Consider the following 26,394-nt stretch of genomic DNA (forward strand, 5'->3'; position numbering starts at 1 on the left):
ATGGCACGAAAAACCAAACAGCAGGCGTTAGAAACGCGAAATCACATCCTTGATGCGGCTATAGAAAGATTTTCCGAGCACGGTGTGTCTAAAACGTCACTGGCCGATATTGCGAATACAGCAGGGGTGACGCGTGGTGCAATTTACTGGCATTTCAAAAACAAAAGCGATTTGCTGAATGAGATTTGGGCTCAGTCCGAATCAGGCCTGAAAGACTTAGAACATGAGTATCAGTTAAAACATCCTTCTGATCCACTATCCGTTATGAAAGCGATGCTAACGTATGTCCTTGAAGCCACAGCCCGGGACAGGCGAAGACGTTCGCTTATGGAAATAATTTTCCACAAATGCGAATTTGTCGGCGAAATGGCGACTTTGCAGTTTATACAACGGACGCTGTTTCTGGAATGCTACGAAAAAATTGAAGATGTCCTGCGGGAGTGTATGGCAGCGGGGCAGTTGCCGGTGAATCTTGATACCCGCCGCACCGCGATTGTGCTACGCGGTTATATGACGGGGATCATGGAGAACTGGCTGTTTATGCCTGACAGCTTCGATATGGCGGCCGATGCGCCACAGCTGATCGACGTCCTGATTGATATGATGCAGCACGGCCAGACGCTTCGCGTGCCGCAGATGCAACCCGTTTAATCTCCAGGGAACAGCTTTTTTTCAAAATCCTGCTGTACAATCGCCAGCGCGGCCAGCACCGTTTGTGGCGCAATATTGTTCTCCTCCAGCAGCATAATTAAATCCACGGCCAGCCTGACCTCTTCGGGAGCGGTTTCCAGCGACATCATTATCTCCTTAATCTCAACCTTCAGGTTATATGCGCAGCTTTCTTACGACCAGCAGCATGACAAGTGCGCCAGCCAGCGCTGCAAGCAGCCCCTCAGGCGACAGTTCCGCCAGCATCGCATCATTTAAGAAAGCGCTAATATAGCCGCCAATCAGCGCGCCCACGACGGTAAGCACCAGGGCGGGGACCCGGCCGCCGGGGCGGCCATGCAAAACGATACGTGAGGCAAGGCCGGTCAGCAGCCCGATGATAATCCAGCAGAGAAGCCCCATCCTTACTCTCCAGTCAGAAATTTAACACAGTATATACGACACAGACGAACCGGTAGCCGCCTAGCGTTCCCGAAACTCAATCGCCCGCTCGATTCGCTTCAGTGCCTGCAGGCAGCGCTGCAATCTGCCCTCCAGCGCGGCGATCTCGCGCTGCAGGGTTTGCTGCTGGGCCAGGGTTTCACGCGTCGCAAGCTGGCTTTCACGATCCGCTATCATGGCGCGCAGGCGGCGCTCATAGTCCTGGTGCTCCGCCAGCTTCTCATAAAGGTTTACGCTGACGGGTTCCTTTTGCGCTTCACCTTTGCGCAGGCGCTGGGTAGCCAGCTCGCGCTGGAGTGCACCCATTTGCAGTACGATCCGCTCGGCCATCCAGGCGACGCTATCGGTGCGGCGATCATCGACGCTCTGCCTCAGCTGCGCGAGGCTTTGCCGGACTTCCAGCAGATAATCCCCCAGCCGGGTGGTATGACAATAAAACAGCTGGTGGTCAAAGCGGGCGCTGGGGGTGCGTTTATTCGCATGGGGTGCCACAGCCTGGGCCAGAAGGTCGAGTTTTTCTTCCAGCTGTTGCAGCAGAAGGGCACTTTTCATCTTGATTCTCTCCGGTGAGCGCATCGTTATGATACCCTCATTTCAGGGGCTTCCCGCTTCAGTCTTCTATTCTACCGATTATTGTCGTCCAGGGCTGTTACTTCGCAGGATGACAGGGTGTTCTCCCCGCGTCGACGTGCAGCGGCGGTTGATACCGCGCAACAAATGCCGTGATTTTTCTTACCATGGTTGCATTTGTCCGGGAGTTTGCATAGATTTGGTCGTTTTCGTGCGCGGCTTCCCCCTGACGTTATCGTTTTGCTCTGCGAAGGTTTTCGCAAGAGCAGCCGGAGCTGCGCGAGTCAGATTTGTATTTACCAGGCATAACACTATGACCGCGACTGCGCAGCAGCTTGAATTTCTTAAAAACAGTATCAAAAGTATCCCGGATTACCCTAAGCCGGGCATCCTGTTTCGTGACGTAACCAGCCTGCTGGAAGATCCTAAAGCGTTCGCACTCAGTATTGAACTGTTCGTTGAACGCTATCGTGATGCAGGTATTACCAAAGTTGTGGGTACGGAAGCCCGGGGTTTCCTGTTTGGCGCGCCGGTGGCCTTAGGGCTGGGCGTTGGCTTTGTTCCGGTGCGTAAACCCGGCAAGCTGCCGCGTAAAACCTTCGCTGAAACCTACGAGCTGGAGTACGGCAGCGATCGGCTGGAACTGCACTGCGATGCGATTCAGCCCGGCGATACCGTGCTGGTGGTGGACGATCTGCTGGCAACCGGCGGCACCATTGAGGCAACGGTTAAGCTGATCCGCCGCGCGGGCGGCACGGTTAATCAGGCCGCATTTGTGATCAATCTTTTTGACCTGAGCGGTGAAGAGCGCCTGAAAGCTCAGGGCATCGAATCGTTCAGCCTCGTGAAGTTCCCGGGACACTGATCCCTTCTGCGTTCAGCCTCGCCGTCAGGGTGGGGCTGTGATAGCATTACCCTCCGGTCCACCCAACACATTCTGCGAATTAATGAGCTATCAGGTACTGGCCCGCAAGTGGCGTCCACAAGCGTTTACTGATGTTGTCGGTCAGGAGCATGTCCTGACAGCGCTGGCGAATGGCCTGTCGCTCGGCCGCATCCATCACGCCTATCTTTTTTCCGGCACCCGAGGGGTCGGAAAGACCACGATTGCCCGTCTGCTCGCCAAGGGGCTGAACTGCGAAACTGGCATCACCGCCACCCCCTGCGGGCAGTGCGATAACTGCCGTGAAATCGAACAGGGGCGCTTTGTCGATCTGATCGAGATTGATGCCGCCTCGCGTACCAAAGTTGAGGATACGCGCGATCTGCTGGATAACGTGCAGTACGCCCCGGCGCGCGGTCGTTTTAAAGTCTATCTGATTGATGAAGTCCATATGCTCTCCCGTCACAGCTTTAACGCGCTGTTGAAAACGCTGGAAGAGCCGCCGGGCCACGTAAAATTTCTGCTGGCGACCACCGATCCGCAGAAGCTGCCGGTGACCATCCTCTCCCGCTGCCTTCAGTTCCACCTGAAGGCGCTGGATGTTGAGCAGATCCGTGGGCAGCTAGAGCATGTCCTGCACGAGGAGCAGGTTGACGCGGAGGCGCGTTCGCTCCAGCTTATTGCCCGCGCGGCTGACGGCAGCATGCGTGATGCCCTCAGTCTGACCGACCAGGCTATCGCTATGGGGCAGGGGCAGGTGACCACCGCTACCGTCAGCGCCATGCTGGGTACGCTGGACGACGAGCAGCCGCTGGCGCTGATTGAAGCCCTGGTGGATGCGCAGGGTGAGCAGTTGATGTCGCTGCTCAACCAGGCGGCCTCGCGTGGCGTGGAGTGGGAAGCGCTGCTGGTGGAAATGCTGACGCTGCTGCATCGCGTTGCGATGATTCAGCTTCTGCCCTCGGCGCTGGGCGACGATTTTGCCGCTGTCGAACAGCGCTTGAGGGAGCTGGCCCGCGTTATCCCCCCGGCGGAGGTTCAGCTTTATTACCAGACGCTGCTGGTTGGGCGCAAAGAGCTGCCGCTGGCGCCGGATCGTCGGATGGGCGTCGAGATGACGCTGCTCAGGGCGCTGGCATTCCACCCCCGCGAGGTGATCGCCGAGCCGGTGGCTCGCCCGGTGATGACGCCACAGGCCCAGCCTGCGGCCGTTCAGTCCGATCCGGTACGGGCACCTGGCGGTATTGCGCCGCCGCATACGGTGCAGCCGGGTAACGCTTCCGGCGGGTCGCCCCCGGCGCAGCAAAATGCTGCGCCGGGGGCGGCACCCGCTGAGGCCAGTCCACCTGCGCCGACGCAGCAGGATGCCCCTCCCGCCTCGCTGCCTGAAAGTACCAGTCAGCTGCTACAGGCGCGTACCCAGCTGATGCGTCAGCAGGGAGTAACCAAATTAAAAAAGAGTGAGCCGGCGGCGCTAAGTGCGCGGCCGGCAGCATCAGCGCTGGAGCGACTGGCTTCCGTTACCGAGCGGGGTCAGAAGCGGTCAGCCGCTGCAGCGCCGTCCGCCCCGGTAAAAAAAGAGGCCTATCGCTGGAAAACGCAAAAGCCGGACGAGGCTAAACCGGCCCCGGTAGCTACGCCAAAAGCGCTGCGTACCGCGCTGGAGCATGAGAAAACGCCCGAACTGATGGCCAGGCTGGCGGCTGAATCGCTGCTGCGCGATGCGTGGGCGGCAGAAGTGGCGACCCTGACCCTGCCAAAGCTGGTACAGCAGCTGGCGCTGAACGCCTGGAAAGAGGTCAGCGAAAGCGGCATCTGCCTCCATCTGCGGTCCAGCCAGCGCCATCTGAATTCACCCGCAGCGCAGCAGGTGCTGAGTGAAGCGATGAGTCAGGCGGCGGGTCAGCTGGTTGAACTTACACTCGTAGAAGACGATAATCCTGCGGTGTTAACGCCGCTGGAGTGGCGTCAGGCGATTTATGAAGAGAAGCTGGCGCAGGCGCGCCAGTCGATTAGCACGGATAATCATATTCAGACCCTGCGTCAGTTTTTTGACGCCGATGTGGATGAAGAGAGTATTCGCCCCCTTTGAAACGCTGCATCACTGCTCTGGCATGATTGCGGCCCGATCCGAGAGAGAAAACTATGTTTGGAAAAGCCGGACTGGGTAACCTGATGAAACAGGCCCAGCAAATGCAGGACAAAATGGCTCATGTGCAGGAAGAGATTGCTGCCATGGAAGTAACCGGTGAGTCAGGCGCTGGCCTGGTGAAAGTCACCATCAACGGTGCGCATAACTGCCGTCGCGTTGAGGTTGATCCAAGCCTGCTGGAAGACGACAAAGATATGCTGGAAGATCTGGTGGCAGCCGCCTTCAACGATGCGGCACGTCGCGTTGCCGAAGCGCAGAAAGAAAAAATGGCGGCCGTTTCAAGTGGTATGCAGCTGCCACCTGGCTTCAAGATGCCGTTCTGATGCAGACCAGCCCGCTCCTCGAAAGCCTGATGGAGTCGCTGCGCTGCCTGCCGGGCGTTGGGCCAAAGTCGGCCCAACGCATGGCGTTCCAGCTGCTACAGCGGGACCGTAGCGGCGGCATGCGCCTGGCCCAGGCCCTGACGCGCGCCATGTCAGAGATTGGGCACTGCGCGGACTGCCGGACCTTTACCGAGCAGGACGTGTGTACCATCTGTGCAAATACCCGTCGTCAGCAAAATGGCCTGATCTGTGTGGTTGAAAGCCCGGCCGACATTCATGCCATTGAGCAAACCGGGCAGTTCGCCGGACGCTACTTTGTGCTGATGGGCCATCTTTCTCCGCTGGACGGCATTGGCCCGAACGATATCGGGCTGGATCGGCTGGAACAGCGGCTGGAAAAAGAGACGATACATGAGGTCATTCTGGCCACCAATCCGACGGTAGAAGGTGAGGCGACCGCTAACTACATCGCCGAACTGTGCGGACAGTATGGCGTTGACGCCAGCCGCATCGCCCACGGCGTACCGGTCGGTGGCGAACTGGAAATGGTGGATGGCACCACGCTGTCACACTCCCTTGCCGGACGCCATAAGATTAGATTCTGACCACTCAACGGCACGATCGCCTGTGCCGTCTTGAAATCCCCAGCATTGCCCCCACCTTACTTCTCAACGTAGATCAACCTGAATCAGTTGAGGTAGAAATGACCATGAAAGGACAAGAGACGCGTGGCTTCCAGTCAGAGGTAAAACAGCTTCTGCACCTGATGATCCATTCCCTCTATTCAAATAAAGAAATTTTCCTGCGGGAGCTGATTTCCAACGCCTCCGATGCTGCCGACAAGCTGCGCTTTCGTGCGCTGTCCGTGCCGGATCTCTATGAAGGCGACGGTGAACTTCGCGTTCGGGTTTCGGTTGATAAGGAAAACCGGACGCTGACGCTGAGTGACAACGGCATCGGCATGAGCCGGGACGAAGTCATTGAGAACCTGGGGACGATTGCCAAATCCGGCACCAAATCCTTCCTCGAGTCGCTGGGATCGGACCAGGCAAAAGACAGCCAGCTGATCGGTCAGTTCGGCGTTGGGTTCTACTCGGCCTTTATCGTTGCCGACAAGGTGACGGTTCGCACGCGTGCCGCCGGCGCCAGCGCCGATCAGGGCGTATTCTGGGAATCAGCGGGTGAGGGCGAATATACCCTTGCTGATATCACCAAAGAGGATCGGGGAACGGAGATCACCCTGCATCTGCGCGAAGGTGAAGATGAGTTCCTGGATGCCTGGCGCGTGCGCAGCATCATCAGCAAGTATTCCGATCATATTGCGCTGCCCGTTGAGATCGAAACCCATAACGAGGAAGAGAACACCACCGCCTGGGAGAAGATCAACAAGGCGCAGGCGCTGTGGACGCGCAATAAGGCCGACATCAGCGACGAAGAGTATAAAGAGTTCTATAAGCACGTCTCGCATGACTTCGCCGACCCGCTGACCTGGAGCCATAACCGCGTTGAGGGCAAGCAGGAGTACACCAGCCTGCTCTATATCCCGACCCAGGCCCCCTGGGATATGTGGAATCGTGACCACAAGCATGGCCTGAAGCTGTACGTCCAGCGCGTGTTTATCATGGACGACGCTGAGCAGTTTATGCCGAACTATCTGCGCTTCGTGCGCGGTCTGATAGATTCCAGCGATCTGCCGCTGAACGTCTCCCGTGAAATTTTGCAGGATAGCCGCATCACTCAGAACCTGCGAAATGCGCTGAGCAAACGTGCGCTGCAGATGCTGGAAAAAGTCGCGAAGGATGATGAAGAGAAGTACCAGCAGTTCTGGCAGCAGTTCGGACTGGCCCTGAAAGAGGGGCCGGCAGAGGACAACGCAAACGCGGAAACCATTGCTAAACTGCTGCGTTTTGCCTCTACCAGCAGCGAAGGCCCGGCGCAGACCGTGTCGCTGGAAGACTACGTTAGCCGCATGGTCGAAGGGCAGGAAAAAATTTACTACATCACCGCTGACAGCTATGCCGCAGCGAAAAGCAGCCCGCACCTTGAGCTGTTCCGTAAGAAAGGTATCGAAGTCCTGCTGCTCTCTGACCGTATTGATGAGTGGATGATGAGCTACCTGACTGAATTTGATGGTAAATCATTCCAGTCCGTCAGTAAGGCAGATGATGAGCTAAGCAAGCTGGCCGACGAAGAGAGCGAAGAGCAGAAAGAGGCCGAAAAGGCGCTGGAACCCTTCGTTGAACGCGTGAAGACGCTGCTTGGCGACCGCGTGAAGGAAGTGCGTCTGACGCATCGCCTGACCGATACGCCAGCCATTGTCACCACCGAAGCCAATGACATGAGTACCCAGATGGCGAAACTGTTTGCGGCAGCGGGGCAGGCAGTGCCGGAAGTGAAGTATCTGTTTGAGCTGAACCCGGATCACGCGCTGGTTAAGCGCGCGGCCGATACCGAGGATGAGGCCCGCTTTGGCGAATGGGTTGAGCTGCTGCTGGATCAGGCGATGTTTGCCGAGCGCGGTACGCTGGACGATCCGAACCAGTTTATTCGCCGTATGAATCAGCTGCTGTTGGCGTAAACCTTAGCGCTACAGCATCCTGCTCACAGGCCCCGCCCGCAATCGCTGGCGGGGCCTTATTGTTTGTGGGCTGCCTTATCATCATCCGACGCTGGCCGCCTCCTCCAGCAGCCAGCTACGAAACAGTTTTATCTCCCGCTCCTCAATACGCGACGCCTTTACCATCATCCAGGTTGCCCGGTCGACTTCTGCGAACCCCAATGGCGCTATCAGGGTGCCTTCACGGATCTCTTTACGCACCAGAATCTGCGGCGTCATGATGATCCCCAGCCCGTTTCGCGCGGCCTGAATGGCCAGCGTCAGATTATCAAAATGCCTTCCCGCCCAGAAATCCCCCTTTGCGCCGGTTTTTTTTGCCCATTCTGCCCAGGCGTGCAGCTTGGTATCGGCATGCAGCAGGGAAAGGGTGGAAAAGTCCGTTTCATAGGTGAGATTCCGGGCGACCCCGGGCGCACAAACCGGGCCAATATAATCAACGGTAATCAGCGTGGCGGCGATGTCATCCTGTACCGGCTGCTCATGGCTGAGGATCAGCACGTCAGACTGCTCGTTTCTGACGCGCTCGATATCAACATGCGTTTGAAAAGTCAGGGCTATATCGCTATGAAGTGCCGAGAAACGGCTGATGCGCGGGATAAGCCACTGGGCCAGAAAGCTGGGGGCGCAGGAGACGGTCAGGCTGTTGATATTGCGGGCGCGAATTTTCTCACAGGTGGTCTCAATTTCACGAAAGGTTTGCATGCAGCAAACCTTCAGCCGCTCGCCGTCTGAGGTGAGATGCACCCTGCCGTTAGCGCGATTAAACAGCGGTTTCCCCAGCCACTCTTCCAGCAGCTTGATCTGATGGCTTACCGCGCTGTGGGTGACGTTGAGCGACTGCGCAGCCTGGCTGAAGCTTTGATGCAGCGCTGCCGAATGAAAATAGCGCAGGGCGCGCAGGGAAGGGAGGCCAGTCATAAGTAAACCCTGTTAGTAAAACTAACAGCCAGTGTCTGTTTATATCATTTTAATGTCCAGCGCGTTTTCCATAATCTGATTTCAGAGGCGAAACGGCACAGGCTCGTTAACGCTAAGCGCCCCTTCAGGGAAGACGCATTACAGAGCGGATCCTCCTTATTCAGTCAGCGATGACGACTATCAGCCATGTGAAGGACAGGAAAATGACCATTCAGCATACAGCAAAAACACAGCTCGTCATGTTTACCGGTGGCCGGGACAGCACGCTGGCAGCATGTTATTTAATGTTACAGGGGATCCCCGTTCACCTCTGGTCAGGCAACAGCGGATGTTCACTGCACCGCGGCATTTTGTCGCATCGCGTTGAAGAGTTGAAATCCCGCTTTGGCGAGCTGGTTGTCGGTCATACCGTGGCTGATATCAGCGGTGCATTTCGCTCCATCGCTATCGAACACCTTGAAGCTGACATTCTGAAATACCGCAAAAATCTGGTTTTGCTGGGCGAAAAGCTGGCAATTCACGCGCATCTGGTCGACTTCTGCCGCCGCAATGACATTAACACTATCAATGATGGCATTACGCATTACCAGATGGAGTTCCCCGAACAGCGTCCGATCGCCAAAACCTTCCTGATGGAGATGATGGCGCAGTTTGACATCAACTATCAGTCACCCATCTATGAATTTGCGCAGTCGGCGGATGACGTAAAATATCGCCTGCTACAGCTGGGGATCTCAACCAAATCGCTGGAAGGGATCAGTATTTTTGCTGACAGCTTCTCGACGCCGGGTGATGACACCATTCTCGCCTACCTGAAAGATAAAACGCCGCTGGCCCTGAATATCGTGCGCTTCCTGGCCGGAGAAACGCTGATGACACCCGTGGAGAAAACCGCCAGTGCCGCAGCCTGATCGCACATGTACCCCCGACGTAGCCGAGGGGCTACGTTCTCCCCGGGAGGCTGATATGAATGTGATCGTCAAGTGCTCGGCGGTGATTATTCATCAGCGTTCACTGCTGCTGACGCGAAAACGCGGTACGCGAATCTTTATTTCGCCCGGCGGTAAACCCGAACGAGGGGAAGACCACCTGAGCTGCCTGAAACGGGAGCTCCAGGAAGAGCTGGGCGTGCAGGTCAAGTCCTTCCGGCCCTTTGGTCTTTTTCACGGCAGGGCGGAGTTTGAATCCATGGCGATTGAGAATCACGTGTATCACGTCGAGATCGTTGGCCTGCCCCGCGCGGGTGCGGAGATAGAGGAAATTGCATGGGTTAACTACCGCCGACCGCCCTGTGAAATCGCAGTCGGTTCCATCTTTCGCGACAACGTCATGCCACTGCTTTATCAGCAAGAGTTAATCAATTAATGGATGCTTCTTCGTTATCTCCCGACTTACAAAAACGCCACGGCGAACAATTTTATAAGCGAGCGCTTATGCAGCGAGATGAATTACGGGATGAATTAACCCGCGTCTACCATCTGCAGGATTATGAGCTTTACTTCGTCCAGTCCGTGCGGGTTGGCCTGGTTATTCTGTCGCATCTTTTCTATAAGCAGGAGACGACGCTCTGTCTGGCTAAGCAGGCGCATTATCAGCCGGTCAGCGAGCTTTTCCAGCGTCCGACATCGCTCTGTACCGGCCCGGGCAATGTGCCGATTATCACCCATGTCAGCCCCTATACCGGCGAGGTCAATCCGCTAACCGATTGTAAAGGCAAGGGAGTGGTGGATGCTTCACACAGCTTCGCAACGAATCTGCACGATGAGCTGATTGCGTCGAGCTCAATCTTCGTCGCGCCGCTGCATAAGCATGCTTCGCTGACCATCGGGCTGGCGGTCATTGCGCTACGCCCTGAGCACTTCAGCACCCTGTTGCGCAGTGAGCTACGGCTGTTTGAAGGAACGACGGCTTCCGCAAAACCCCTGGATGAGGCACTGCATAACATTCGCAGCAGCGACTGGCAGCCCTATAACGTGGCACAGGTGAATAGCATTGCCCTGAAGGATGTCGCGGGCTGGCATTTCACCTCATTGAGCGATACCCGCTTGCCGTTCAGCTGTTTTGAGGTGCCACCACTGAGTGCGGCGCTGCAAAAGCAGGTCAAAGCCGCAGGTGCCAGCTACTTCCCCCATGTTAATACGCTGCGTATCTCCGGCTGGGCCAGGGGCGACGGCAGAAGGGGGATTGATGTGACCGGGCAGATAAAACAGAACCTGATTGACTTATGGGAGCAGCAATGAAACAGACCAAACCGCTTAACGGCAGCCTGATCGGCATTCTGGGTGGCGTGATCCTGAGTTTTGACTCGGTGTTCATTCGGCTGATGGGCATCCAGGACTCATGGACGATTGTCATGCTGCGCGGTTTTTTTATGTGGGCGGTCTGTCTGCTGGTGTGGGCGCTGGGACGGCGGAGTCGTTCCACGCTCGGTAAGCCGTGGCTGACCCGGGAGAATGCGCTGCCAACGTTGTTTTTTGCCATTGCTTCCGCCTGTTTTGTGAACGCGCTGAATCGCGGTAACGTGGCGACGGTGCTGGTGATTATCTCCTCCACGCCGTTTGTTTCCGCGCTGATTTCCCGCTTATTCTTTCAGGTTAAGTGCGATCGCAGCGTCATGGTTGCCGCTCTGGCGGGGATTGCCGGAGTGGTCATCGTTATGTCCGGGCGTTCGGCGGGCGACTCAGCCGTAGCTAACCTCTATGCGCTGGCTACGGCGGTATCTATGGCGCTGGCGTTTATCTTTACCGCTCGGGTGGAGGGAGGGACGCTCGCGCTGCCGTCGCTGGGTGCGGTCGTGGCGTCGGTGGCAATCCTGCTCTGGTCAGGCGAGGATATGTTCACTACGCTCAGAGAGCTGAGCCTGGCGCAGTATGGCTGGTCGCTGGCTGAGGGGATGCTGGTGATGCCGCTGGCGATGGGATTAATCACATTATCGACCCGCTACGTCTCACCGGCCAATGCCGGGCTGTTTCTGCTACTTGAGACGGCGCTTGCCCCGCTGTGGATGGCGATCTTTCTTGCTGAAATGCCAACCCTCCATGCGGTGGCGGGCGGGGCAATTATCGTGGTCGCGGTCATCTCGCAAACGCTGTACGCGCGGCGACAGGTCTCGTCCGCGCGCTATGCAGACGCAGGTTAACCACCGCGTTCCTTGTGGAGAAAGAGTCATAATGGTATGGTTTCAGGCTGGACAAATTTAAAATTTAAGCGATTCGCAAGGGGATTTACGCAATGCGTATTATTCTGCTCGGTGCACCGGGTGCAGGTAAGGGAACTCAGGCTCAGTTTATTATGGAGAAATACGGTATTCCGCAGATCTCTACGGGCGACATGCTGCGTGCAGCCGTTAAAGCAGGTAGCGAGCTGGGTAAACAAGCCAAAGCGATCATGGACGCCGGTAAGCTGGTGACCGATGAGCTGGTTATTGCGCTGGTCAAAGAGCGTATCGCTCAGGAAGACTGCCGCAATGGTTTTCTGCTGGACGGCTTCCCGCGCACCATTCCTCAGGCGGATGCGATGAAGGATGCCGGAATCAAGGTAGACTACGTGCTGGAATTCGCGGTGCCGGACGAGCTGATCGTCGAACGCATCGTGGGCCGCCGGGTTCATGCGCCTTCTGGCCGCGTTTATCACGTTAACTTCAACCCGCCGAAGGTCGAAGGTAAAGATGATGTGACCGGCGAAGCGCTGACCACCCGTAAAGACGATCAGGAAGAGACCGTGCGCAAGCGCCTGGTTGAATACCATCAGCTTACTGCTCCACTGATTGCTTATTACAGCAAAGAGGCCGCAGCGGGCAACACCACTTATCATAAAATTGATGGCACCCAGAAGGTGACTGAAGTGCGTGACGAGCTGGTTGACATCCTCGGTTAATCCCTTCCGGGCCAGGCATTCCTGGCCCCTGTTACAGCAATTGGTTCTCACCCCGCATTTTTCCGCTAGAATAAGCCTTGTTTTCTTCTCCACAGCTGCCCTGATAAGGAATAACAATGAGGCAAGAAAAACCCGGCGTGCTGCTGGTGAACCTTGGCACACCCGATGCGCCGACCACCCCCGCAGTTAAACGCTATCTGAAACAATTCCTCAGTGATAAACGCGTCGTGGATACCCCACGCTGGCTGTGGTGGCCGATCCTAAACGGCGCTATTTTGCCGATCCGATCGCCACGCGTCGCCAAACTCTACGCATCGGTGTGGATGGATGAGGGCTCGCCGCTGATGGTTTACAGCAAACGGCAGCGCGAGGCGCTGGCCGCGCGCGTGGATATGCCGGTAGAACTGGGTATGAGCTACGGCAGCCCGAGCCTGAAATCCGCGCTCGACAGCCTGATGGCGCAGGGCGTGACCCGCCTGATTGTGCTGCCGCTCTATCCGCAATTCTCCTGTTCAACGGTGGCCGCCGTGTGGGACGGTATCACTGAGGTTTTTGCCGGCTACCGCAGCCTGCCATCGGTACACTTTATCCGTGATTATGCCGAACATCCGGCCTATATTGCCGCGCTGAAGGCCTCCGTTGAGAAGTCCTTTGCCACCCACGGCCAGCCGGATCTGCTGGTGACGTCTTTCCACGGTATTCCGCAACGCTTTGCCGATCAGGGCGATGACTATCCTCAGCGCTGTTACGCCACCTTCGAGGCGCTGAAGACCGCGCTGGGACTGACCGATAAGAATGCGATGCTGACCTTTCAGTCGCGTTTTGGCCGGGAACCCTGGCTGACGCCTTATACCGATGAAACGATGAAGTCGCTACCGGGTAAGGGCATTGAATCCGTGCAGGTAATGAGCCCGGGCTTTTCCTCCGACTGCCTGGAAACGCTGGAAGAGATCAGCGAAGAGAACTGCGAAATCTTTATGCACGCAGGCGGCAAAAGTTTTAACTATATTCCTGCGCTTAACGCTGATGCACTGCATATTGATATGATGGTAGAACTGGTTAACGAACACCTGTAACCGGTTTGAGTAACGGGGATGCGCGCGCTGTCGGGCATCCCTGTGTTATCCTTCCCCGCCTGACCCCTTTCTGAATTTTGAACGATGAAATTTCCCGGCAAGCGTAAATCTAAACACTATTTTCCCGTTAGCGCCCGTGACCCTTTACTTCAGCAAACGCTGCCCGAAAGCGACGTTGCCACCAGCTGGATCGTCGGCATAGATCAGACGCTGGTGGATATTGAAGCCAAAGTCGATGATGACTTTATCCGTCGTTTCGGGCTGAGTAGCGGGCACTCGCTGGTGATTGAGGATGACGTAGCCGAAGCGCTTTATCACGAGCTGATGAAGGAAAATCTGATTACCCATCAGTTTGCCGGGGGAACCATTGGCAACACGCTGCACAATTACTCGGTGCTGGCAGACGACCGCTCGGTGCTGCTGGGCGTGATGTGCAGCAACGTGCAGATTGGCGGCTATGCCTATCGCTATCTGTGCAATACCTCCAGCCGGACCGACCTGAACTATCTCCAGGGCGTGGAAGGCGCGATTGGGCGCTGCTTTACGCTGATTGGCGATCGCGGTGAGCGAACCTTTGCCATCAGCCCGGGGATGATGAACCAGCTAAACCGGGAAAGTATTCCCGAAGAGGTGATTGCCGGGGCATCCGCGCTGGTACTGACCTCCTATCTGATCCGCTGTAAGCCGGGCGAGCCGATGCCGGATGCCACCATGCAGGCCATCGCCTTTGCGAAAAAGCATAACGTGCCGGTGGTGCTGACGCTGGGAACCAAATACGTGATTGGGGATAATCCTGAGTTCTGGCGGGCATTCCTGCGCGAGCATGTCTCCATCGTGGCGATGAATGAAGAGGAAGCCGAGGCGCTGACCGGTCTCAGCGATCCGCTTCAGGCGGCCAATATGGCGCTGGACTGGGTGGATCTGGTTCTCTGCACCGCCGGGCCGCATGGGCTGTATATGGCTGGCTTTACCGAAGACGAAGGGAAACGTAAAACGCAGCATCCTCTTCTGCCGGGGGCGATCCCGGAGTTTAACCAGTATGAGTTCAGCCGCGCGATGCGGCATCAGGACTGCCAGCAGCCCGCCAGAATATTTTCTCATATCGCCCCTTATATGGGCGGGCCAGAAAAAATTATGAATACCAACGGCGCGGGTGATGGCGCGCTTGCGGCGCTGCTGCACGATATCACCGCCAATAACTATCACCGTTCAAACGTACCTAACTCCAGTAAGCACGGTCGGGAGTATCTGACCTACTCCTCTCTGGCGCAGGTATGCAAATATGCCAACCGGGTCAGCTATCAGGTACTGAACCAGCATTCACCGCGTCTGACGCGAGGTCTTCCCGAGCGGGAAGACAGTCTGGAAGAGTCCTACTGGGATCGGTAACGCGCGGGCTGCCCCACCAGTGGGGAGCCCAACCGGTTATACCGGGCAGGACGGGGGGTTGGCGGGTGCGATCTGCATCAGATGAAGCATGCTGCTGGCAATTTCCCGTTCTCCCATCACCACCTCGTTCGCCCCGCGCTCGGTGATATAATCCACCTCATCGTCATAGTGGGCGCGGGCGATAATTTCAATGCTGGGGTGCTTCTGCCGCGCCGCCGTGACAATTTCACCCGCCTCATAGCCATTGGGTATGGTCAGCAGCAGCCAGCGCGCGCACGCCAGAGAGGCCAGATCCATCGTTTCGGCACGCGCGGCGTTCCCCAATACCGCCAGAATTCCCTGCTCCCTGAGCGCCTCCACCCGGCTGCGGCTGTTCTCCACCACCACAATGGGAATGCCCTGTTCAATCAGCCGCCGACCCAGCAGGCTGCCAACCCGACCAAAGCCCACCACAATGGCATGATGGCAGATATCCAGCGGTAGCTGTTCCTCTTCTACTGTCGCGTCCTGCTGTTGGCGGGCATCCGCTTTATCCAGGTAACGTTGCAGAAGGGCAAAAAGGATCGGATTGAGCATGATCGAGAGGATCGCGCCGGCCAGCACCAGATTACGCCCCTCTTCAGGCAGCAGATTGAGTGAAATCCCCAGCCCGGCGAGGATAAAGGCGAACTCCCCGATCTGCGCCAGGCTGACGGAGATCGTCAGGGCGGTGCGTAGCGAATGGCCAAACAGGCGAACCAGCGCCAGCGCCGCCACCGATTTACCCAGCACAATAATCGCCAGCACGCCCAGGACGGCCAGCGGCTCCTTCAGCAGGATAGTCGGGTCAAACAGCATGCCGACGGAGACAAAGAACAGCACGGCAAAAGCGTCCCGCAGCGGCAGCGTATCGTGCGCTGCGCGGTGGCTGAGTTCAGACTCATTCAGCACCATACCGGCGAAGAACGCACCCAGCGCGAATGAGACGTCGAAAAATTCAACAGCGCCAAAGGCAATTCCCAGCGCCAGCGCCAGCACTGAGAGGGTGAAAAGCTCCCGCGAGCCGGTGGCTGCGCTGCGCGCCAGGATCCATGGCACCACCCGGCGGCCAACCACCATCATCAGCACCATAAAGGCCGCCACCTTGCCGATGGCAATCAGCAGATCAAGCAGCACCAGACCCAGGCTGGCGCTACCTTTTTCAAACATCCCTGCAATGGCGGGCAGCAGTACCAGCGCCAGCACCATCACCAGATCCTCAACAATCAGCCAGCCAATTGCGATTTGCCCGCGCTGGCTGTCAATCATCTGCCTGTCCTCCAGCGCGCGCAGCAGCACCACCGTACTGGCCGTGGAGAGGCAGAGTCCAAACACCAGCCCGGTCAGCCAGGGCCAGCCCATCATGGTTGACAGCCCCATGCCGAGCAGCGTGGCAACGGCGATCTGCGCTATCGCGCCGGGGATGGCGATGGCTTTGACCGCCATCAGGTCTTTCAGAGAGAAGTGCAGCCCGACGCCAAACATCAGCAGTATGACGCCCAATTCAGCCAGCTCGGGGGCCAGATTCTGGTCGGCCACGTAGCCAGGCGTAAAGGGACCGGCGCACACGCCCGCCAGCAGATAGCCGACCAGCGGAGAGATTCTGAGCCGGTTGGCCAGCATACCGAAAATAAAGGCCAGAACCAGGCCTCCCACAAGGGTGGTGATAAGCGGGGTAGTGTGGTGCATGCTCTCCTCCTTATGTATGCAAATGTATCCAGTTGTAATTAATGATTGTAAGATATAATGACATTTTTATCGCGGTTTAATCGGCTTTAATCAGGGAAAAAATCGCTCACCGGCCTGAAAAAGTGCATAAAGCGTTTTTCTGTTATTTTGATGCTTATGCGGCTGATTTCTCATTGGGATTTTGTACCCAGTAGGCAATCATTCCGCCCGGTTAAGAGAAAGAGAGGGGAGTTAGCCGCCCAAAATTCGCGTATTTAAGGTTTTGTGAGACAGAGGCCGGTATGCATGGGTCGTAAAGGATAATAATCAGCAGGGTCCGATCACTTATTTAACAAGGAGAATTCACTGTGCCATCACTCTTAAGAACAACGCTGACGCCATTAGCGCTAACGCTAACGATTCTGTGCGTATCGCTCCCGGCACAGGCCTGGGTAAAAGATCGCGTCTATAAGTTCACCGTCCTTCACACCAACGATCACCATGGACATTTCTGGCCGGATGAACACGATCAGTATGGGCTGGCAGCGCAGAAAACCATGATGGATCAGATCCGCTACGATGTGCAGGCCCACGGCGGACAGGTACTGATCCTCTCCGGCGGTGATATCAACACCGGCGTGCCGGAATCCGATCTTCAGGATGCCGAGCCTGATTTTCGCGGCATGAATCTGATTGGCTATGATGCGATGGCGATTGGTAATCATGAATTCGATAACCCGCTCTCCGTCCTGCGCCAGCAGCAAAAGTGGGCAAAATTCCCGCTTCTTTCCGCCAATATTTATCAAAAAAGTACCGGAACACGCCTTTTCCAGCCCTATGCGCTGTTTAACCGCATGGGGCTGAAAATCGCGGTCATCGGGCTGACCACCGATGACACCGCCAAAATCGGTAACCCGGCGTATTTCACCGACATGGAATTTCGCCCACCCGCTATCGAGGCTAAGGCCGTGGTTGAGACGCTGCGAAGTAAAGAGAAGCCGGACGTGATTATTGCCGCCACCCACATGGGACATTACGACAACGGGCAGCACGGTTCCAACGCGCCGGGCGATGTGGAGATGGCCCGGGCGCTTCCGGCAGGCTATCTGGACCTGATTGTAGGCGGCCACTCGCAGAATCCGGTGTGTATGGCGAAGCCCAACGTCAGGCAGGTCGATTACGTGCCGGGTACGCCCTGTCAGCCCGATAAGCAAAACGGCACCTGGATTGTCCAGGCGCACGAATGGGGCAAATACATTGGTCGTGCAGACTTTAGCTTTCTTAACGGCACGCTGACGCTTGAACACTATGAGCTGGTGCCGATCAATCTGAAGCATAAGGTCGCCAATGCCGACGGCAGCACCAGCTGGATTAACTACACCCCGGAGATTGCGAAAAATCCTGCCATGATGAAGCTGCTTACCCCCTTCCAGAAAAAGGGCGAGGCGCAGCTTGGGGTGAAAATTGGCAGTGCAAACGGGCACTTCGAGGGGGATCGCAGCAAGGTTCGCTTTGTACAGACAAACCTGGCCAGGCTGATGCTGGCCTCGCAGATAGCTCGCACCGGCGCCGATTTTGCAGTGATGAGCGGCGGGGGCGTACGTGACTCTATTGAGTCGGGCACCCTGACCTATAAGGATGTGCTGAAGGTACAGCCGTTCGGCAACACGCTGACCTGGGTGGAGATGAAAGGGCGTGACGTTGAAAAATATCTGGCGGTGGTGGCGAATATCAAACCGGATTCGGGCGGCTACGCGCAGTTTGCCAACGTTAGCCTGGTTGCCGACGGCACGGGCGTCAGCCAGATCACAATCAAAGGGCAGCCGCTGGAAGCCGACAAAACTTACCGTATGACCACCCTGAGTTTTAACGCGTCGGGCGGGGATGGCTACCCGGCCATAGACAAGTTACCGGGCTACGTGAATACCGGTTTTGTCGATGCCGAAGTGTTAAAAGAGTATATCCAGAGCCATTCACCGCTTGACGCCGCAGCGTATGAACCAAAGGGAGAGATCGTTCATAAGGCAGAAAATGCGCCCCCAGCAAAGCCGTCGGACAAGCCGAAAAAGTGGCGACTGCCGACCTTTCTGACGGCGATGCTGGAGTAGGCCCGGGTTTAATAGCAGGCTCTGCGCCCGACCCAGCGCTTACGCAGCGTATCGTATAGCCAGTTGTAAAGCAGGGTATAGGGCAGATAAAACAGGAAAAAGGCGATCTCAATCATAAAGGCCTGCTTCAGGCTTGTCTCCAGCATAAAGGCGGCAACCGGCAGGCCAATGGCGATAAACCCGCCTTCAAAGCCCACGGCCTGCACGATGCGCAGCGGCAGGCCCCTTTTAACGCTCTCTCGCGGGAACAGCCTGTCGAAAACGGCGTTATAAACCATGTTCCAGACCATCGCCAGGGTCGATAGTACAATTGCCAGTGCGCCCATCTGAAACAGGGGTTTGTCCAGCGCCCACGCCGCCACCGGGGCGACCAGCATAAGTGCCAGACCTTCATAACCTACGGCATGGAAAAAACGTTCTTTCAACGTCCAGTGACGCATAGTTGCTCCTTATTTGATATGAGCGCCATTTTCCGCCGTCCATCTGATAAGATGAAGTTAGAAAGCATCGATAAAAGCGATACATTAATGCGTTATTCACCGGAATCATTGGAAGCTTTTGTGCAGACCGTCGAGAGCGGCTCCTTTTCGGCCGCCGCGCGCGCACTGCGTAAAAGCCAGTCAACCATTAGCACCGCCGTGGCGAATCTTGAGGCCGACTTAGGTTTTGCGTTATTCAGCCGGGAGGGACGTTCGCCGGTGCTTACCGACAACGGTAAGCGGGCGCTGGCACAGGTCCGGGAAATCCTCTCAGCCAGCGGGAAGCTGGATGAGCTGGCCGTCAGGCTGGCAGGAGAGGTAGAGCCCTGCCTCAGTATGGCTATCTCTGATTTCTGGCAGGCGGATTATCATGAGTCACTGCTAAAGCGCTTTGCCGCTCGCTACCCCAATATCGAATTTGAATGCATGATCGCTGAAGATGACGATGTAATAGATCTGCTGCAAACGGGCAGGGCACATATTGGCGTGATCCGCGTGCAGCCAGAGTATCCGCCGGAAATAGCCACCTCCCGCCTGCAGGTGGAAGCAGAAATGGGCATCTTTCTGCGTCAGGACAATCCGCTGGCACAACAGTCGTTGGTCAGTGAAGAGGAATTGAGGGAGATGCGTCAGCTCAGCCTGAATACCTGGATTGAGAAGGAGCATTATCAGCCTGGTAAAGTCTGGACCGCGCCATCTTACCTGCTGTTGCTGGAGATGGCCGAGCAGGGGTTTGGCTGGAGCGTTTTGCCGCGCTGGATGGTAGAGCAATTTGGTCATCAGCTCTTACGCGAGCTGGCGGTTAAAGGCTGGCCACGGAAGATTTCGGTGGATGCCTGCTGGTCCCGACGAACGCCGCCGGGACCGGCAGGACGCTGGATGCTCGACCAGCTCATGGCCCAGCAGGCGGGCTAAACGCATAATACCGTGACATTTTGCCTGTCCCGGTTGTGCCCTGCATAACGCAGATGCCGCGGGGTTCCCTCCCTGGCACCTGGCTACTCATCGCGTCGGGAAATATCGGCGAAGCTGGCATTCAGCTGCCCAGCCAGATCCGCCGGGGCAAGCTCAATGTCTAATCCGCGCTTGCCGCCGGACACAAAAATGGTGGCAAACTGCCGTGCGGGCGCATCAATAACGGTAGGCAGGCGCTTCTTCTGACCCAGCGGGCTGATCCCCCCCAGCAGATAACCGGTAGTGCGCTGCGCGATCTGAGGATCGGCCATCTCCACTTTTTTTGCACCTAATGCCCGGGCGACCAGCTTCAAGTCCAGCTTTCCCGCCACCGGCGTAACCGCTACCGCCAGCGTTTTGTTATCGCCATTCAGCGCAACCAGCAGCGTTTTATAAACCCGGTTAGCATCAAGATTGAGTTTACGTACCGCTTCATCACCAAAGTTCGATTCACCCGCATCATGCTCGTAAGCGTGCAGAGAAAAGGTGACCTTTTGTTTTTCGAGAAGTTTTATTGCAGGCGTCATTGATCCCGTCCTTAATGCGTGCCAGTCGCTACAGGTTGCGGCTAATTAATTAACAATAATGGTGGCGAAAAACCAGGCTTTAAGCGACAATTCGCCCCTCACCGACAACCTGATTGTCAGTGAATAACTAAAATCATAAAAACTTCCTTATTGACGGGCCGATAATAATATTGGCCCTTTTTTTTATCTATGATTCAGTAAATCGGGCAGATTTCCCTCACCATAAAGATGCAGGGCCCCCACCGCAACGACATATTTCCCAGCAGGCAGCGCCCTGAGCGCGTCATTCCAGCGCTGATTACGCTGTAGCATCAGAACGTCATTCAGGGCGCTGTTAAACGTCCCGGGAAGCTGGGACTGACCGGTACGCGGCGGCGATTCAAGCCACCAGCCGATCATCGTCTGCAACAGACGTGCGTTAGTCTGCCAGTGTGTTAGCGTGTCCTGTAACAGGGACAGGCCATTATCGGGCAGCGCGCGCAGCAGGGCCAGCTGAGTTTCCGGACCTTCCAGCTCAATGACCCGCTTTTCCTGCTTTTTCGCCGCATTAAGTAGTTGAAAATCAATGCCGTAGTCGGCCCGCAGGCCGAGAATCTGCGCCTGCTGGGCCTGTAACATCAGCGCGACCTGCCAGGCAGGCAGACTATCTGCTGCCTCCGGGGAGATGGCGACCTCGTCACACAGGCGACAGAACCGGGCGTATTCCTCGCGGGTCAATCGTTCGCTCAGGGGCGAACAACGCTCACTTTCCGTAAACGGAGAGGCTCCGGCGGTAATATCGGCTTCCACGATTAACGCGTCTGCCTGCGCAAGCCGCGACTGCAACACGGCAGGCAGCGGCAGCATACCCTGCGTTCCCATATGGATACTGCCCACCAGGTGAAGCTGCCTGTCACCCAGAGTGATGTCCTGTGCCGGATAGGCATAGTGGCGCGGCGACAGCACCTGCCAGAATGCGCTTATCAGGTGCAATAATTTTCCCATGCTCTCTGTCTCCTGCCCGTTATCATTCTATGCTAACGGTTTAGCGTATCGGGCGACAGAGAAAAGGGTCACTTCCAGACTGGACTGAGGGAGATTACGCGGAGGGCAGCCGATAGCGGATCAGGCGATTTGCGTTGCTGACTACGGTGATGGACGAGAGCGCCATGGCCACGCTGGCAACCACCGGGCTGAGCAGGGTGCCGGTTAGCGGATACAGGACGCCCGCCGCGATGGGAATACCAATAGCGTTATAAACAAAGGCACCCAGCAGATTCTGCTTCATATTTCTCAGCGTGGCTTTAGCGATCGCCAGCGCATCCGTTACGGCATTCAAATCCTGGCGCATCAGCGTGATGGCCGCTGTTTCAATCGCCACATCGCTGCCGCTGCCCATGGCAATCCCCACGTCAGCCTGGGCCAGCGCCGGGGCATCATTAATCCCATCGCCAATCATCGCCACCCGATGCCCCTGCTGCTGCAGGTGCTGAATAGCCTCCGCTTTTCCCTCGGGCAGTACGCCCGCTATCGCCCGATCGATACCCGCTTCACGAGCGACCGCCCGTGCGGTTTTCTCATTATCACCGGTCAGCATGACTAACTGATAGCCCTCCTGACGCAGGCGTTTCATCACCGCGCTCGTCTCAGCGCGCAGCGGATCGCGAATTGACAGCATCGCGGTTAGCCTGCCCTCTGCGGCCAGCAGTATCGGCGTGATGCCCTGGGCGGCCTGCGTGGAGATCAGATCGTCGACAGCCGAAATATCAATCTCCTGCTGCGCCATCAGTGCGCCATTGCCCAGCATCAGCGGCACGCCGTCGAGATTGCCGCTCACGCCGAAACCGGGCAGCGTACGGAACTGGGTGATGTCGGGCAGACGCAGATCACCCGCGCGATCGAGGACCGCCCTCGCCAGGGGATGCTGCGATCCCTGTTCCAGCGCGGCCGCCCAGCTTAACGCCTGCTGCTGCGAAGCGCCGTTAAACAGCTGGATATCGACCACGCGCGGTGCGCCTTCGGTCAGCGTACCGGTTTTATCAAATACCAGCGTCGTTAGCGTACTGGCTCGCTGTAGCGCATCGGCGTCGCGGACCAGCACGCCAGACTCAGCCGCCCGACCCACGCCCGCAATCACCGACATGGGCGTGGCCAGGCCCAGCGCACAGGGGCAGGCGATAATCAGGACGGTGGTGGCAATCACCAGCGTATACACCAGCTGCGGCGCCGGTCCAACCGCGTACCACACCGTCGCGCTCAGCAGGGCGATAGCAACAACAACAGGCACAAAAATGGCGGAAATTTTATCGGCCATCTGGCCGATTTCCGGCTTGCTGCTCTGGGCCTGGCGAACGCGATTAATGATGCGCGACAGGGTGGTATTTTTCCCGACCGCTTCGGCGGTGAAAAGCACGCTACCATCCTGCACCACCGTACCAGCATGCACGGCATCACCGCTGGCTTTCTGCTGCGGGATGGCTTCACCGGTCAGCATTGCCTCGTCCAGCCAGGCCTCGCCACGGGTAATGGTGCCGTCGACCGGAACCCGATCGCCGGTGGTCAGGCGCAGGATCATTCCCGGCATGACATCACTGAGTGCAAGGGTCTGTTCGCCCTCATCGGTGACCACGCGGGCAGTGGGCGGGGTAAGGTCAAGCAGGCGTTCCAGCGCCTGGGAAGCACGCTGGCGTGCGCGCTGCTCCAGCATATGGCCGAGATTGATCAGACCAATAATGGTGGCGCTGGCTTCGTAGTAAAGATGTCTGGCCTGCGGGGGGAAAACGTCGGGCCAGAGGTTAACGCTGACGGAATAGAGCCAGGCGGCACCCGTACCCAGCGCCACCAGCGTATCCATAGTGGCAGTGCCCTTAAGCAGGCTTTTTGCCGCGCTGCGGTAGAAGTGGCCGCCCGCCACGATCATCACCAGCAGCGTCAGTATACCGACCACCAGCCAGCCGCTGCGGTTGCTGGCGGTCAGCATCATATTATTGCCGATCATCCCCCAGATCATTAGCGGGATGCCCAGCGTCAGGGCCAGTATGGCCTGCCAGCGAAAGCGTCGCGTCGCCTGCTCCGCTTTCTGCTGCTGTTTCTCACGTCGCGCGCCGTCATCTTCGATGATTTCTGCGGCATAGCCCGCGTTTTTAACCGCGTCGATTAGCGTCTGTGGCGGCACGGAGCCCATCACCAGCGCACTGCGTTCGGCAAGGTTAACGCGGGCCTGACTGACGCCCTGTACCTGCGTCAGCGCGTTCTGCACGCGGCTGACGCAGCTGGCGCAGCTCATGCCATCAATCAGCAGATGAAAGCTGTCGATGTCCTGTGCCGGAAGCTTTGCAGGGGCCGCTGTCAGCGCTTCCGGCTGGGTCTCTGTTACTGTCAGCGGTTCAGGCTTTGGGCGCGGGTCGCCCTGGTTAAGGCTGGCGTGATAACCCGCCTGCTCAACGGTAGCGATCAGATCGTCGGCACGGGCGCTGCCGCTGATGCGGGCTTCGGTAATTGAGACATCCGCCTGTTCAACATCATCGCGCTTTTCGAGCGACTCTTTCACGCGCTTCACGCAGTGGCCACAGGTCAGGCCGTCCAGCGTTAGCAGAGTGGTTTGTGACATAGTAAAGCCTCCTGATAGTTCGGTTTGACCGGAAAACGAATTTCCAGTAGATAAGAAGGGTAAACCTTCCATCAAGGGGAAGGTCAAGGAGCACACCATGAATATCAGCGATGTGGCTAAAAAGACCGGATTAACCAGCAAAACGATCCGTTTTTATGAAGAGAAGGGGCTGGTAACACCTCCGCTGCGTAGTGAAAATGGCTATCGCAGCTACAGCAGTAAGCACATTGAGGAGCTCACGCTGCTGCGACAGGCACGGCAGGTTGGATTTAATCTTGAGGAGTGCCGTGAAATGATCGGCCTGTTCAATAATCCTCAGCGGCACAGTGCGGATGTGAAAGCCCGTACGCTGGATAAAGTGGCGGAAATTGAGTCGCATATCCATGAGCTGAACCTGATGCGTACGCGCCTGCTGGCCCTGGCAGAGAGTTGTCCCGGCGATGATAGCGCCGATTGCCCGATTATTAACAACCTTGCGGGCTGCTGCCACCGTTAAGCCGCATCGGCCAAATCCAGCAGCACCGGCAGCATCGCAGCAAGAGTAGCATTATCAGTACTGGCAGCACTGTTAGCCTCAGCCGCATCGCCGCATCGCCGTATCGCCGCATCGCAGCAATGTAGCATTGGCAGCATCGCATCCCGGCAGGCCAGTTTAGCGTATAACCCGGGTGTCCGACCCTCCAGCATTGGCTGGGCGTCTGATTATGCGCAGGGTAATACCTTCTACGGCAACCACGGTAACCGGCGTACCGGCAGGAAAGTCTTCCCCAGCCTGAACGCGCCAGCTACTGTCCCCAATCCGCACGTGCCCAAAACCATCTGACAGCGCTTCGTCGAGCGTCAGCTGTCGGCCAATTAGCTGACTACCGCGCTGGTTGAGGGTAGAAATGGGCTTTTTGCGGTCCTGACCTTTCAACCAGTGGTTCCACCACAGCGCCGACAGGATTGTTAGCAGAGCAAAACTGATCCCCTGCCACTCCCAGGGCAGTGGTACCAGCCACACCAGCAGGCTGACCAGCACGGCGGCAACGCCGCTCCACAGCAGGTAACCGCTGGCACCAAGCATTTCGGCCGCCAGCAGGACACCGCCCAGCGTCAGCCACATCACCCAGGGTGTTGCTAACAGATCGCTTATCATCAGATTTTCCGATCCTTCTTGCTCTCATTGAGTAGCTCAGAAATACCGGCGATGGAGCCCATCAGGCTGGTGGCTTCCAGCGGCATCAGCACCATCTTGCTGTTACTGGACGTGCCAATTTTTTGCAGCGCATCAGTGTATTTTTGCGCGACGAAATAGTTGATGGCCTGAATATCACCCGCGGCGATAGCCTCCGACACCATTTTAGTCGCCTGCGCCTCCGCTTCGGCGCTTCTTTCACGCGCTTCCGCCTGTAGAAATGCCGACTGCCTTTCGCCTTCAGCCTTCAGGATTTGCGACTGCTTTTCCCCTTCGGCGCGCAGGATCGCTGCCTGCCGAACCCCCTCAGCTTCCAGGATATCCGCGCGTTTGGTTCGTTCGGCTTTCATCTGGGCATTCATTGAGGCGATCAGCTCGGCAGGGGGACGAACATCGCGGATCTCAATACGGGTGATTTTGATGCCCCAGGGGTTGGTGGCCTCGTCGAGAATGCGTAACAGGCGGGTATTAATGTTGTCACGCTGTGACAGCATTTCATCCAGCTCCATTGAACCGAGCACGGTACGCATATTGGTCATGGTCAGATTGATGATTGCCAGTTCCAGATTACTCACTTCATAGGCGGCGCGAGGAGAATCGACCACCTGAATAAAGCACACCGCATCAATGGTGACGCTGGCGTTATCGCGGGAGATAATTTCCTGCGAAGGAATATCGAGGACCTGCTCCATCATATTGATTTTACGGCCTACTCTGTCCATAAAGGGCACAATCAGGTTAAGGCCGGGCTGGAGCGTATTGGTATAGCGGCCAAACCGCTCTACCGTCCACTGATAGCCCTGTGGAACGATTTTGATGCCTGACCAGACGACGATCAACGCCAGGATGATAATGACAGGAATAACAGTAAGCATAAATTAACCTCCGGATTGTTGCTGCCAGGGCCGAATCATTCGGCCCGTGCCCGTCATTCTACAGCATGTCGGGCGGTTAGCTGCT

28 protein-coding genes and 1 other annotated feature are annotated in these 26,394 nt (G+C 56.9%); of the genes, 16 read left to right on the forward strand and 12 right to left on the reverse strand.

The features are described from left to right. Positions 1-651 carry a multidrug efflux transporter transcriptional repressor AcrR gene (gene acrR / locus AAGR22_RS06395; RefSeq protein WP_067705296.1) on the forward strand — a complete coding sequence of 217 codons (651 nt, stop codon included), beginning with the start codon at positions 1-3 and terminating at the stop codon, positions 649-651. Here acrR and rsmS read toward each other — a convergent pair. Genes rsmS through AAGR22_RS06410 form a run of 3 tightly spaced genes read right to left on the reverse strand, consistent with a single transcriptional unit; the run spans position 648 to position 1,662 of the window. Next, positions 648-797, reverse strand: a complete 150-nt coding sequence (rsmS, locus tag AAGR22_RS06400) for a pleiotropic regulatory protein RsmS (RefSeq protein WP_345831556.1) — start codon at positions 795-797, stop codon at positions 648-650. The two genes, acrR and rsmS, sit on opposite strands and share 4 nt — an antisense overlap. A gap of 28 nt (positions 798-825) precedes the next feature. Next, complete coding sequence (locus AAGR22_RS06405) at positions 826-1,071, reverse strand: GlsB/YeaQ/YmgE family stress response membrane protein (RefSeq protein ID WP_067705299.1); 246 nt, start codon at positions 1,069-1,071, stop codon at positions 826-828. 60 nt (positions 1,072-1,131) lie between these two features. Then, positions 1,132-1,662: a primosomal replication protein gene (locus tag AAGR22_RS06410; RefSeq protein WP_067705301.1), complete on the reverse strand. Its 531-nt coding sequence runs from the start codon at positions 1,660-1,662 to the stop codon at positions 1,132-1,134. 331 nt (positions 1,663-1,993) lie between these two features. Here AAGR22_RS06410 and apt point away from each other — a divergent pair, with 331 nt between their 5' ends. The 5 genes from apt to htpG all read left to right on the forward strand — a co-directional run bounded on the left by apt (position 1,994) and on the right by htpG (position 7,616). Further along, the gene (gene apt / locus AAGR22_RS06415; protein ID WP_067705302.1) at positions 1,994-2,545 is read left to right on the forward strand and encodes an adenine phosphoribosyltransferase; all 552 of its coding nucleotides are present in this window, start codon (positions 1,994-1,996) and stop codon (positions 2,543-2,545) included. Between the two features lie 82 nt (positions 2,546-2,627). Continuing rightward, positions 2,628-4,655 (forward strand): DNA polymerase III subunit gamma/tau, encoded by a 2,028-nt coding sequence (gene dnaX / locus AAGR22_RS06420; RefSeq protein ID WP_345831557.1) that lies wholly within the window; start codon positions 2,628-2,630, stop codon positions 4,653-4,655. Continuing rightward, positions 3,997-4,058, forward strand: a sequence feature (DnaX frameshifting element). It overlaps the preceding gene by 62 nt. A 53-nt stretch (positions 4,656-4,708) precedes the next feature. Further along, positions 4,709-5,038, forward strand: a complete 330-nt coding sequence (locus AAGR22_RS06425; RefSeq protein WP_067705305.1) for a YbaB/EbfC family nucleoid-associated protein — start codon at positions 4,709-4,711, stop codon at positions 5,036-5,038. Continuing rightward, the gene (gene recR / locus AAGR22_RS06430) at positions 5,038-5,643 is read left to right on the forward strand and encodes a recombination mediator RecR (RefSeq protein WP_067705306.1); all 606 of its coding nucleotides are present in this window, start codon (positions 5,038-5,040) and stop codon (positions 5,641-5,643) included. The genes AAGR22_RS06425 and recR overlap by 1 nt, the downstream gene beginning before the upstream one ends. A gap of 104 nt (positions 5,644-5,747) precedes the next feature. After that, positions 5,748-7,616, forward strand: coding sequence for a molecular chaperone HtpG (gene htpG, locus AAGR22_RS06435; RefSeq protein WP_197473319.1), 1,869 nt, complete (start codon positions 5,748-5,750; stop codon positions 7,614-7,616). Between the two features lie 81 nt (positions 7,617-7,697). Here htpG and AAGR22_RS06440 read toward each other — a convergent pair whose 3' ends face one another. Beyond that, the gene (locus tag AAGR22_RS06440; protein ID WP_345830958.1) at positions 7,698-8,573 is read right to left on the reverse strand and encodes a LysR family transcriptional regulator; all 876 of its coding nucleotides are present in this window, start codon (positions 8,571-8,573) and stop codon (positions 7,698-7,700) included. A 203-nt stretch (positions 8,574-8,776) separates the two neighbouring features. Between AAGR22_RS06440 and AAGR22_RS06445 the strand changes: the two genes are divergently transcribed. The 7 genes from AAGR22_RS06445 (at position 8,777) to AAGR22_RS06475 (ending at position 14,914) form a co-directional block, all read left to right on the forward strand. After that, entirely contained in the window at positions 8,777-9,484 is a 708-nt protein-coding gene (locus AAGR22_RS06445; RefSeq protein ID WP_067705310.1) for a hypothetical protein, read from the forward strand. Between the two features lie 55 nt (positions 9,485-9,539). Next, on the forward strand, positions 9,540-9,938 hold the full coding sequence (locus tag AAGR22_RS06450) for an NUDIX domain-containing protein (RefSeq protein ID WP_067705312.1): 399 nt from the start codon (positions 9,540-9,542) through the stop codon (positions 9,936-9,938). Beyond that, positions 9,938-10,813: a DUF6024 family protein gene (locus AAGR22_RS06455; protein ID WP_345830962.1), complete on the forward strand. Its 876-nt coding sequence runs from the start codon at positions 9,938-9,940 to the stop codon at positions 10,811-10,813. The genes AAGR22_RS06450 and AAGR22_RS06455 overlap by 1 nt, the downstream gene beginning before the upstream one ends. After that, on the forward strand, positions 10,810-11,712 hold the full coding sequence (locus AAGR22_RS06460; RefSeq protein WP_345830964.1) for a DMT family transporter: 903 nt from the start codon (positions 10,810-10,812) through the stop codon (positions 11,710-11,712). Before AAGR22_RS06455 ends, AAGR22_RS06460 begins: the two co-directional genes overlap by 4 nt. Before the next feature lie 92 nt (positions 11,713-11,804). Beyond that, positions 11,805-12,449, forward strand: coding sequence for an adenylate kinase (adk, locus tag AAGR22_RS06465; protein WP_345830966.1), 645 nt, complete (start codon positions 11,805-11,807; stop codon positions 12,447-12,449). A 116-nt stretch (positions 12,450-12,565) separates the two neighbouring features. Next, the gene (gene hemH, locus AAGR22_RS06470) at positions 12,566-13,525 is read left to right on the forward strand and encodes a ferrochelatase (protein WP_067705320.1); all 960 of its coding nucleotides are present in this window, start codon (positions 12,566-12,568) and stop codon (positions 13,523-13,525) included. Positions 13,526-13,609: 84 nt separating this feature from the next. Further along, a complete protein-coding gene (locus AAGR22_RS06475) occupies positions 13,610-14,914 on the forward strand; it encodes an inosine/guanosine kinase (protein WP_067705322.1) in 1,305 nt (434 codons plus the stop codon). Between the two features lie 36 nt (positions 14,915-14,950). Here AAGR22_RS06475 and ybaL read toward each other — a convergent pair whose 3' ends face one another. Then, positions 14,951-16,621 carry a YbaL family putative K(+) efflux transporter gene (gene ybaL / locus AAGR22_RS06480; RefSeq protein WP_345830971.1) on the reverse strand — a complete coding sequence of 557 codons (1,671 nt, stop codon included), beginning with the start codon at positions 16,619-16,621 and terminating at the stop codon, positions 14,951-14,953. A 371-nt stretch (positions 16,622-16,992) separates the two neighbouring features. Here ybaL and ushA point away from each other — a divergent pair, with 371 nt between their 5' ends. Beyond that, entirely contained in the window at positions 16,993-18,708 is a 1,716-nt protein-coding gene (gene ushA / locus AAGR22_RS06485) for a bifunctional UDP-sugar hydrolase/5'-nucleotidase UshA (protein WP_345831558.1), read from the forward strand. A gap of 8 nt (positions 18,709-18,716) precedes the next feature. Here ushA and AAGR22_RS06490 read toward each other — a convergent pair whose 3' ends face one another. Next, the gene (locus AAGR22_RS06490; RefSeq protein ID WP_067705328.1) at positions 18,717-19,148 is read right to left on the reverse strand and encodes a multidrug/biocide efflux PACE transporter; all 432 of its coding nucleotides are present in this window, start codon (positions 19,146-19,148) and stop codon (positions 18,717-18,719) included. 87 nt (positions 19,149-19,235) lie between these two features. On the opposite strand from AAGR22_RS06490, the gene AAGR22_RS06495 reads away from it, so the two are divergent. Next, positions 19,236-20,102: a LysR family transcriptional regulator gene (locus AAGR22_RS06495; protein WP_345830972.1), complete on the forward strand. Its 867-nt coding sequence runs from the start codon at positions 19,236-19,238 to the stop codon at positions 20,100-20,102. 83 nt (positions 20,103-20,185) lie between these two features. Here the strand turns inward: AAGR22_RS06495 and ybaK are convergent, their stop codons facing one another. The 3 genes from ybaK to copA form a co-directional block, all read right to left on the reverse strand. After that, entirely contained in the window at positions 20,186-20,668 is a 483-nt protein-coding gene (ybaK, locus tag AAGR22_RS06500) for a Cys-tRNA(Pro)/Cys-tRNA(Cys) deacylase YbaK (protein WP_067705330.1), read from the reverse strand. A gap of 183 nt (positions 20,669-20,851) precedes the next feature. Next, the gene (locus AAGR22_RS06505; protein ID WP_345830975.1) at positions 20,852-21,652 is read right to left on the reverse strand and encodes a TraB/GumN family protein; all 801 of its coding nucleotides are present in this window, start codon (positions 21,650-21,652) and stop codon (positions 20,852-20,854) included. A 94-nt stretch (positions 21,653-21,746) separates the two neighbouring features. Then, positions 21,747-24,257, reverse strand: coding sequence for a copper-exporting P-type ATPase CopA (gene copA / locus AAGR22_RS06510; protein WP_345830977.1), 2,511 nt, complete (start codon positions 24,255-24,257; stop codon positions 21,747-21,749). Between the two features lie 97 nt (positions 24,258-24,354). Here copA and cueR point away from each other — a divergent pair, with 97 nt between their 5' ends. Then, positions 24,355-24,753, forward strand: a complete 399-nt coding sequence (cueR, locus tag AAGR22_RS06515) for a Cu(I)-responsive transcriptional regulator (RefSeq protein WP_345830979.1) — start codon at positions 24,355-24,357, stop codon at positions 24,751-24,753. On the opposite strand, the gene AAGR22_RS06520 is transcribed toward cueR, so the two are convergent. The 3 genes from AAGR22_RS06520 to AAGR22_RS06530 are packed head-to-tail and all read right to left on the reverse strand — an operon-like array spanning position 24,750 to position 26,309. Then, positions 24,750-24,890 carry a hypothetical protein gene (locus tag AAGR22_RS06520; protein ID WP_345830981.1) on the reverse strand — a complete coding sequence of 47 codons (141 nt, stop codon included), beginning with the start codon at positions 24,888-24,890 and terminating at the stop codon, positions 24,750-24,752. The two genes, cueR and AAGR22_RS06520, sit on opposite strands and share 4 nt — an antisense overlap. Positions 24,891-24,909: 19 nt before the next feature. Continuing rightward, entirely contained in the window at positions 24,910-25,395 is a 486-nt protein-coding gene (locus AAGR22_RS06525; RefSeq protein ID WP_345830983.1) for an NfeD family protein, read from the reverse strand. After that, positions 25,395-26,309, reverse strand: a complete 915-nt coding sequence (locus AAGR22_RS06530) for an SPFH domain-containing protein (RefSeq protein WP_067705339.1) — start codon at positions 26,307-26,309, stop codon at positions 25,395-25,397. The genes AAGR22_RS06525 and AAGR22_RS06530 overlap by 1 nt, the downstream gene beginning before the upstream one ends. Between the last annotated feature and the right edge of the window lie 85 nt (positions 26,310-26,394).

The organism is Erwinia sp. HDF1-3R, from assembly GCF_039621855.1.
Classification (GTDB): domain Bacteria; phylum Pseudomonadota; class Gammaproteobacteria; order Enterobacterales; family Enterobacteriaceae; genus Erwinia.

Bases quoted from the DNA above. Each gene is read 5' to 3' on its own strand.
- acrR (WP_067705296.1), top strand. From the start codon at position 1: ATGGCACGAAAAACCAAACAGCAGGCGTTAGAAACGCGAAATCACATC.
- rsmS (WP_345831556.1), bottom strand. From the start codon at position 797: ATGTCGCTGGAAACCGCTCCCGAAGAGGTCAGGCTGGCCGTGGATTTA.
- AAGR22_RS06405 (WP_067705299.1), bottom strand. From the start codon at position 1,071: ATGGGGCTTCTCTGCTGGATTATCATCGGGCTGCTGACCGGCCTTGCC.
- AAGR22_RS06410 (WP_067705301.1), bottom strand. From the start codon at position 1,662: ATGAAAAGTGCCCTTCTGCTGCAACAGCTGGAAGAAAAACTCGACCTT.
- apt (WP_067705302.1), top strand. From the start codon at position 1,994: ATGACCGCGACTGCGCAGCAGCTTGAATTTCTTAAAAACAGTATCAAA.
- dnaX (WP_345831557.1), top strand. From the start codon at position 2,628: ATGAGCTATCAGGTACTGGCCCGCAAGTGGCGTCCACAAGCGTTTACT.
- AAGR22_RS06425 (WP_067705305.1), top strand. From the start codon at position 4,709: ATGTTTGGAAAAGCCGGACTGGGTAACCTGATGAAACAGGCCCAGCAA.
- recR (WP_067705306.1), top strand. From the start codon at position 5,038: ATGCAGACCAGCCCGCTCCTCGAAAGCCTGATGGAGTCGCTGCGCTGC.
- htpG (WP_197473319.1), top strand. From the start codon at position 5,748: ATGAAAGGACAAGAGACGCGTGGCTTCCAGTCAGAGGTAAAACAGCTT.
- AAGR22_RS06440 (WP_345830958.1), bottom strand. From the start codon at position 8,573: ATGACTGGCCTCCCTTCCCTGCGCGCCCTGCGCTATTTTCATTCGGCA.
- AAGR22_RS06445 (WP_067705310.1), top strand. From the start codon at position 8,777: ATGACCATTCAGCATACAGCAAAAACACAGCTCGTCATGTTTACCGGT.
- AAGR22_RS06450 (WP_067705312.1), top strand. From the start codon at position 9,540: ATGAATGTGATCGTCAAGTGCTCGGCGGTGATTATTCATCAGCGTTCA.
- AAGR22_RS06455 (WP_345830962.1), top strand. From the start codon at position 9,938: ATGGATGCTTCTTCGTTATCTCCCGACTTACAAAAACGCCACGGCGAA.
- AAGR22_RS06460 (WP_345830964.1), top strand. From the start codon at position 10,810: ATGAAACAGACCAAACCGCTTAACGGCAGCCTGATCGGCATTCTGGGT.
- adk (WP_345830966.1), top strand. From the start codon at position 11,805: ATGCGTATTATTCTGCTCGGTGCACCGGGTGCAGGTAAGGGAACTCAG.
- hemH (WP_067705320.1), top strand. From the start codon at position 12,566: ATGAGGCAAGAAAAACCCGGCGTGCTGCTGGTGAACCTTGGCACACCC.
- AAGR22_RS06475 (WP_067705322.1), top strand. From the start codon at position 13,610: ATGAAATTTCCCGGCAAGCGTAAATCTAAACACTATTTTCCCGTTAGC.
- ybaL (WP_345830971.1), bottom strand. From the start codon at position 16,621: ATGCACCACACTACCCCGCTTATCACCACCCTTGTGGGAGGCCTGGTT.
- AAGR22_RS06490 (WP_067705328.1), bottom strand. From the start codon at position 19,148: ATGCGTCACTGGACGTTGAAAGAACGTTTTTTCCATGCCGTAGGTTAT.
- AAGR22_RS06495 (WP_345830972.1), top strand. From the start codon at position 19,236: ATGCGTTATTCACCGGAATCATTGGAAGCTTTTGTGCAGACCGTCGAG.
- ybaK (WP_067705330.1), bottom strand. From the start codon at position 20,668: ATGACGCCTGCAATAAAACTTCTCGAAAAACAAAAGGTCACCTTTTCT.
- AAGR22_RS06505 (WP_345830975.1), bottom strand. From the start codon at position 21,652: ATGGGAAAATTATTGCACCTGATAAGCGCATTCTGGCAGGTGCTGTCG.
- copA (WP_345830977.1), bottom strand. From the start codon at position 24,257: ATGTCACAAACCACTCTGCTAACGCTGGACGGCCTGACCTGTGGCCAC.
- cueR (WP_345830979.1), top strand. From the start codon at position 24,355: ATGAATATCAGCGATGTGGCTAAAAAGACCGGATTAACCAGCAAAACG.
- AAGR22_RS06520 (WP_345830981.1), bottom strand. From the start codon at position 24,890: ATGCTGCCAATGCTACATTGCTGCGATGCGGCGATACGGCGATGCGGC.
- AAGR22_RS06525 (WP_345830983.1), bottom strand. From the start codon at position 25,395: ATGATAAGCGATCTGTTAGCAACACCCTGGGTGATGTGGCTGACGCTG.
- AAGR22_RS06530 (WP_067705339.1), bottom strand. From the start codon at position 26,309: ATGCTTACTGTTATTCCTGTCATTATCATCCTGGCGTTGATCGTCGTC.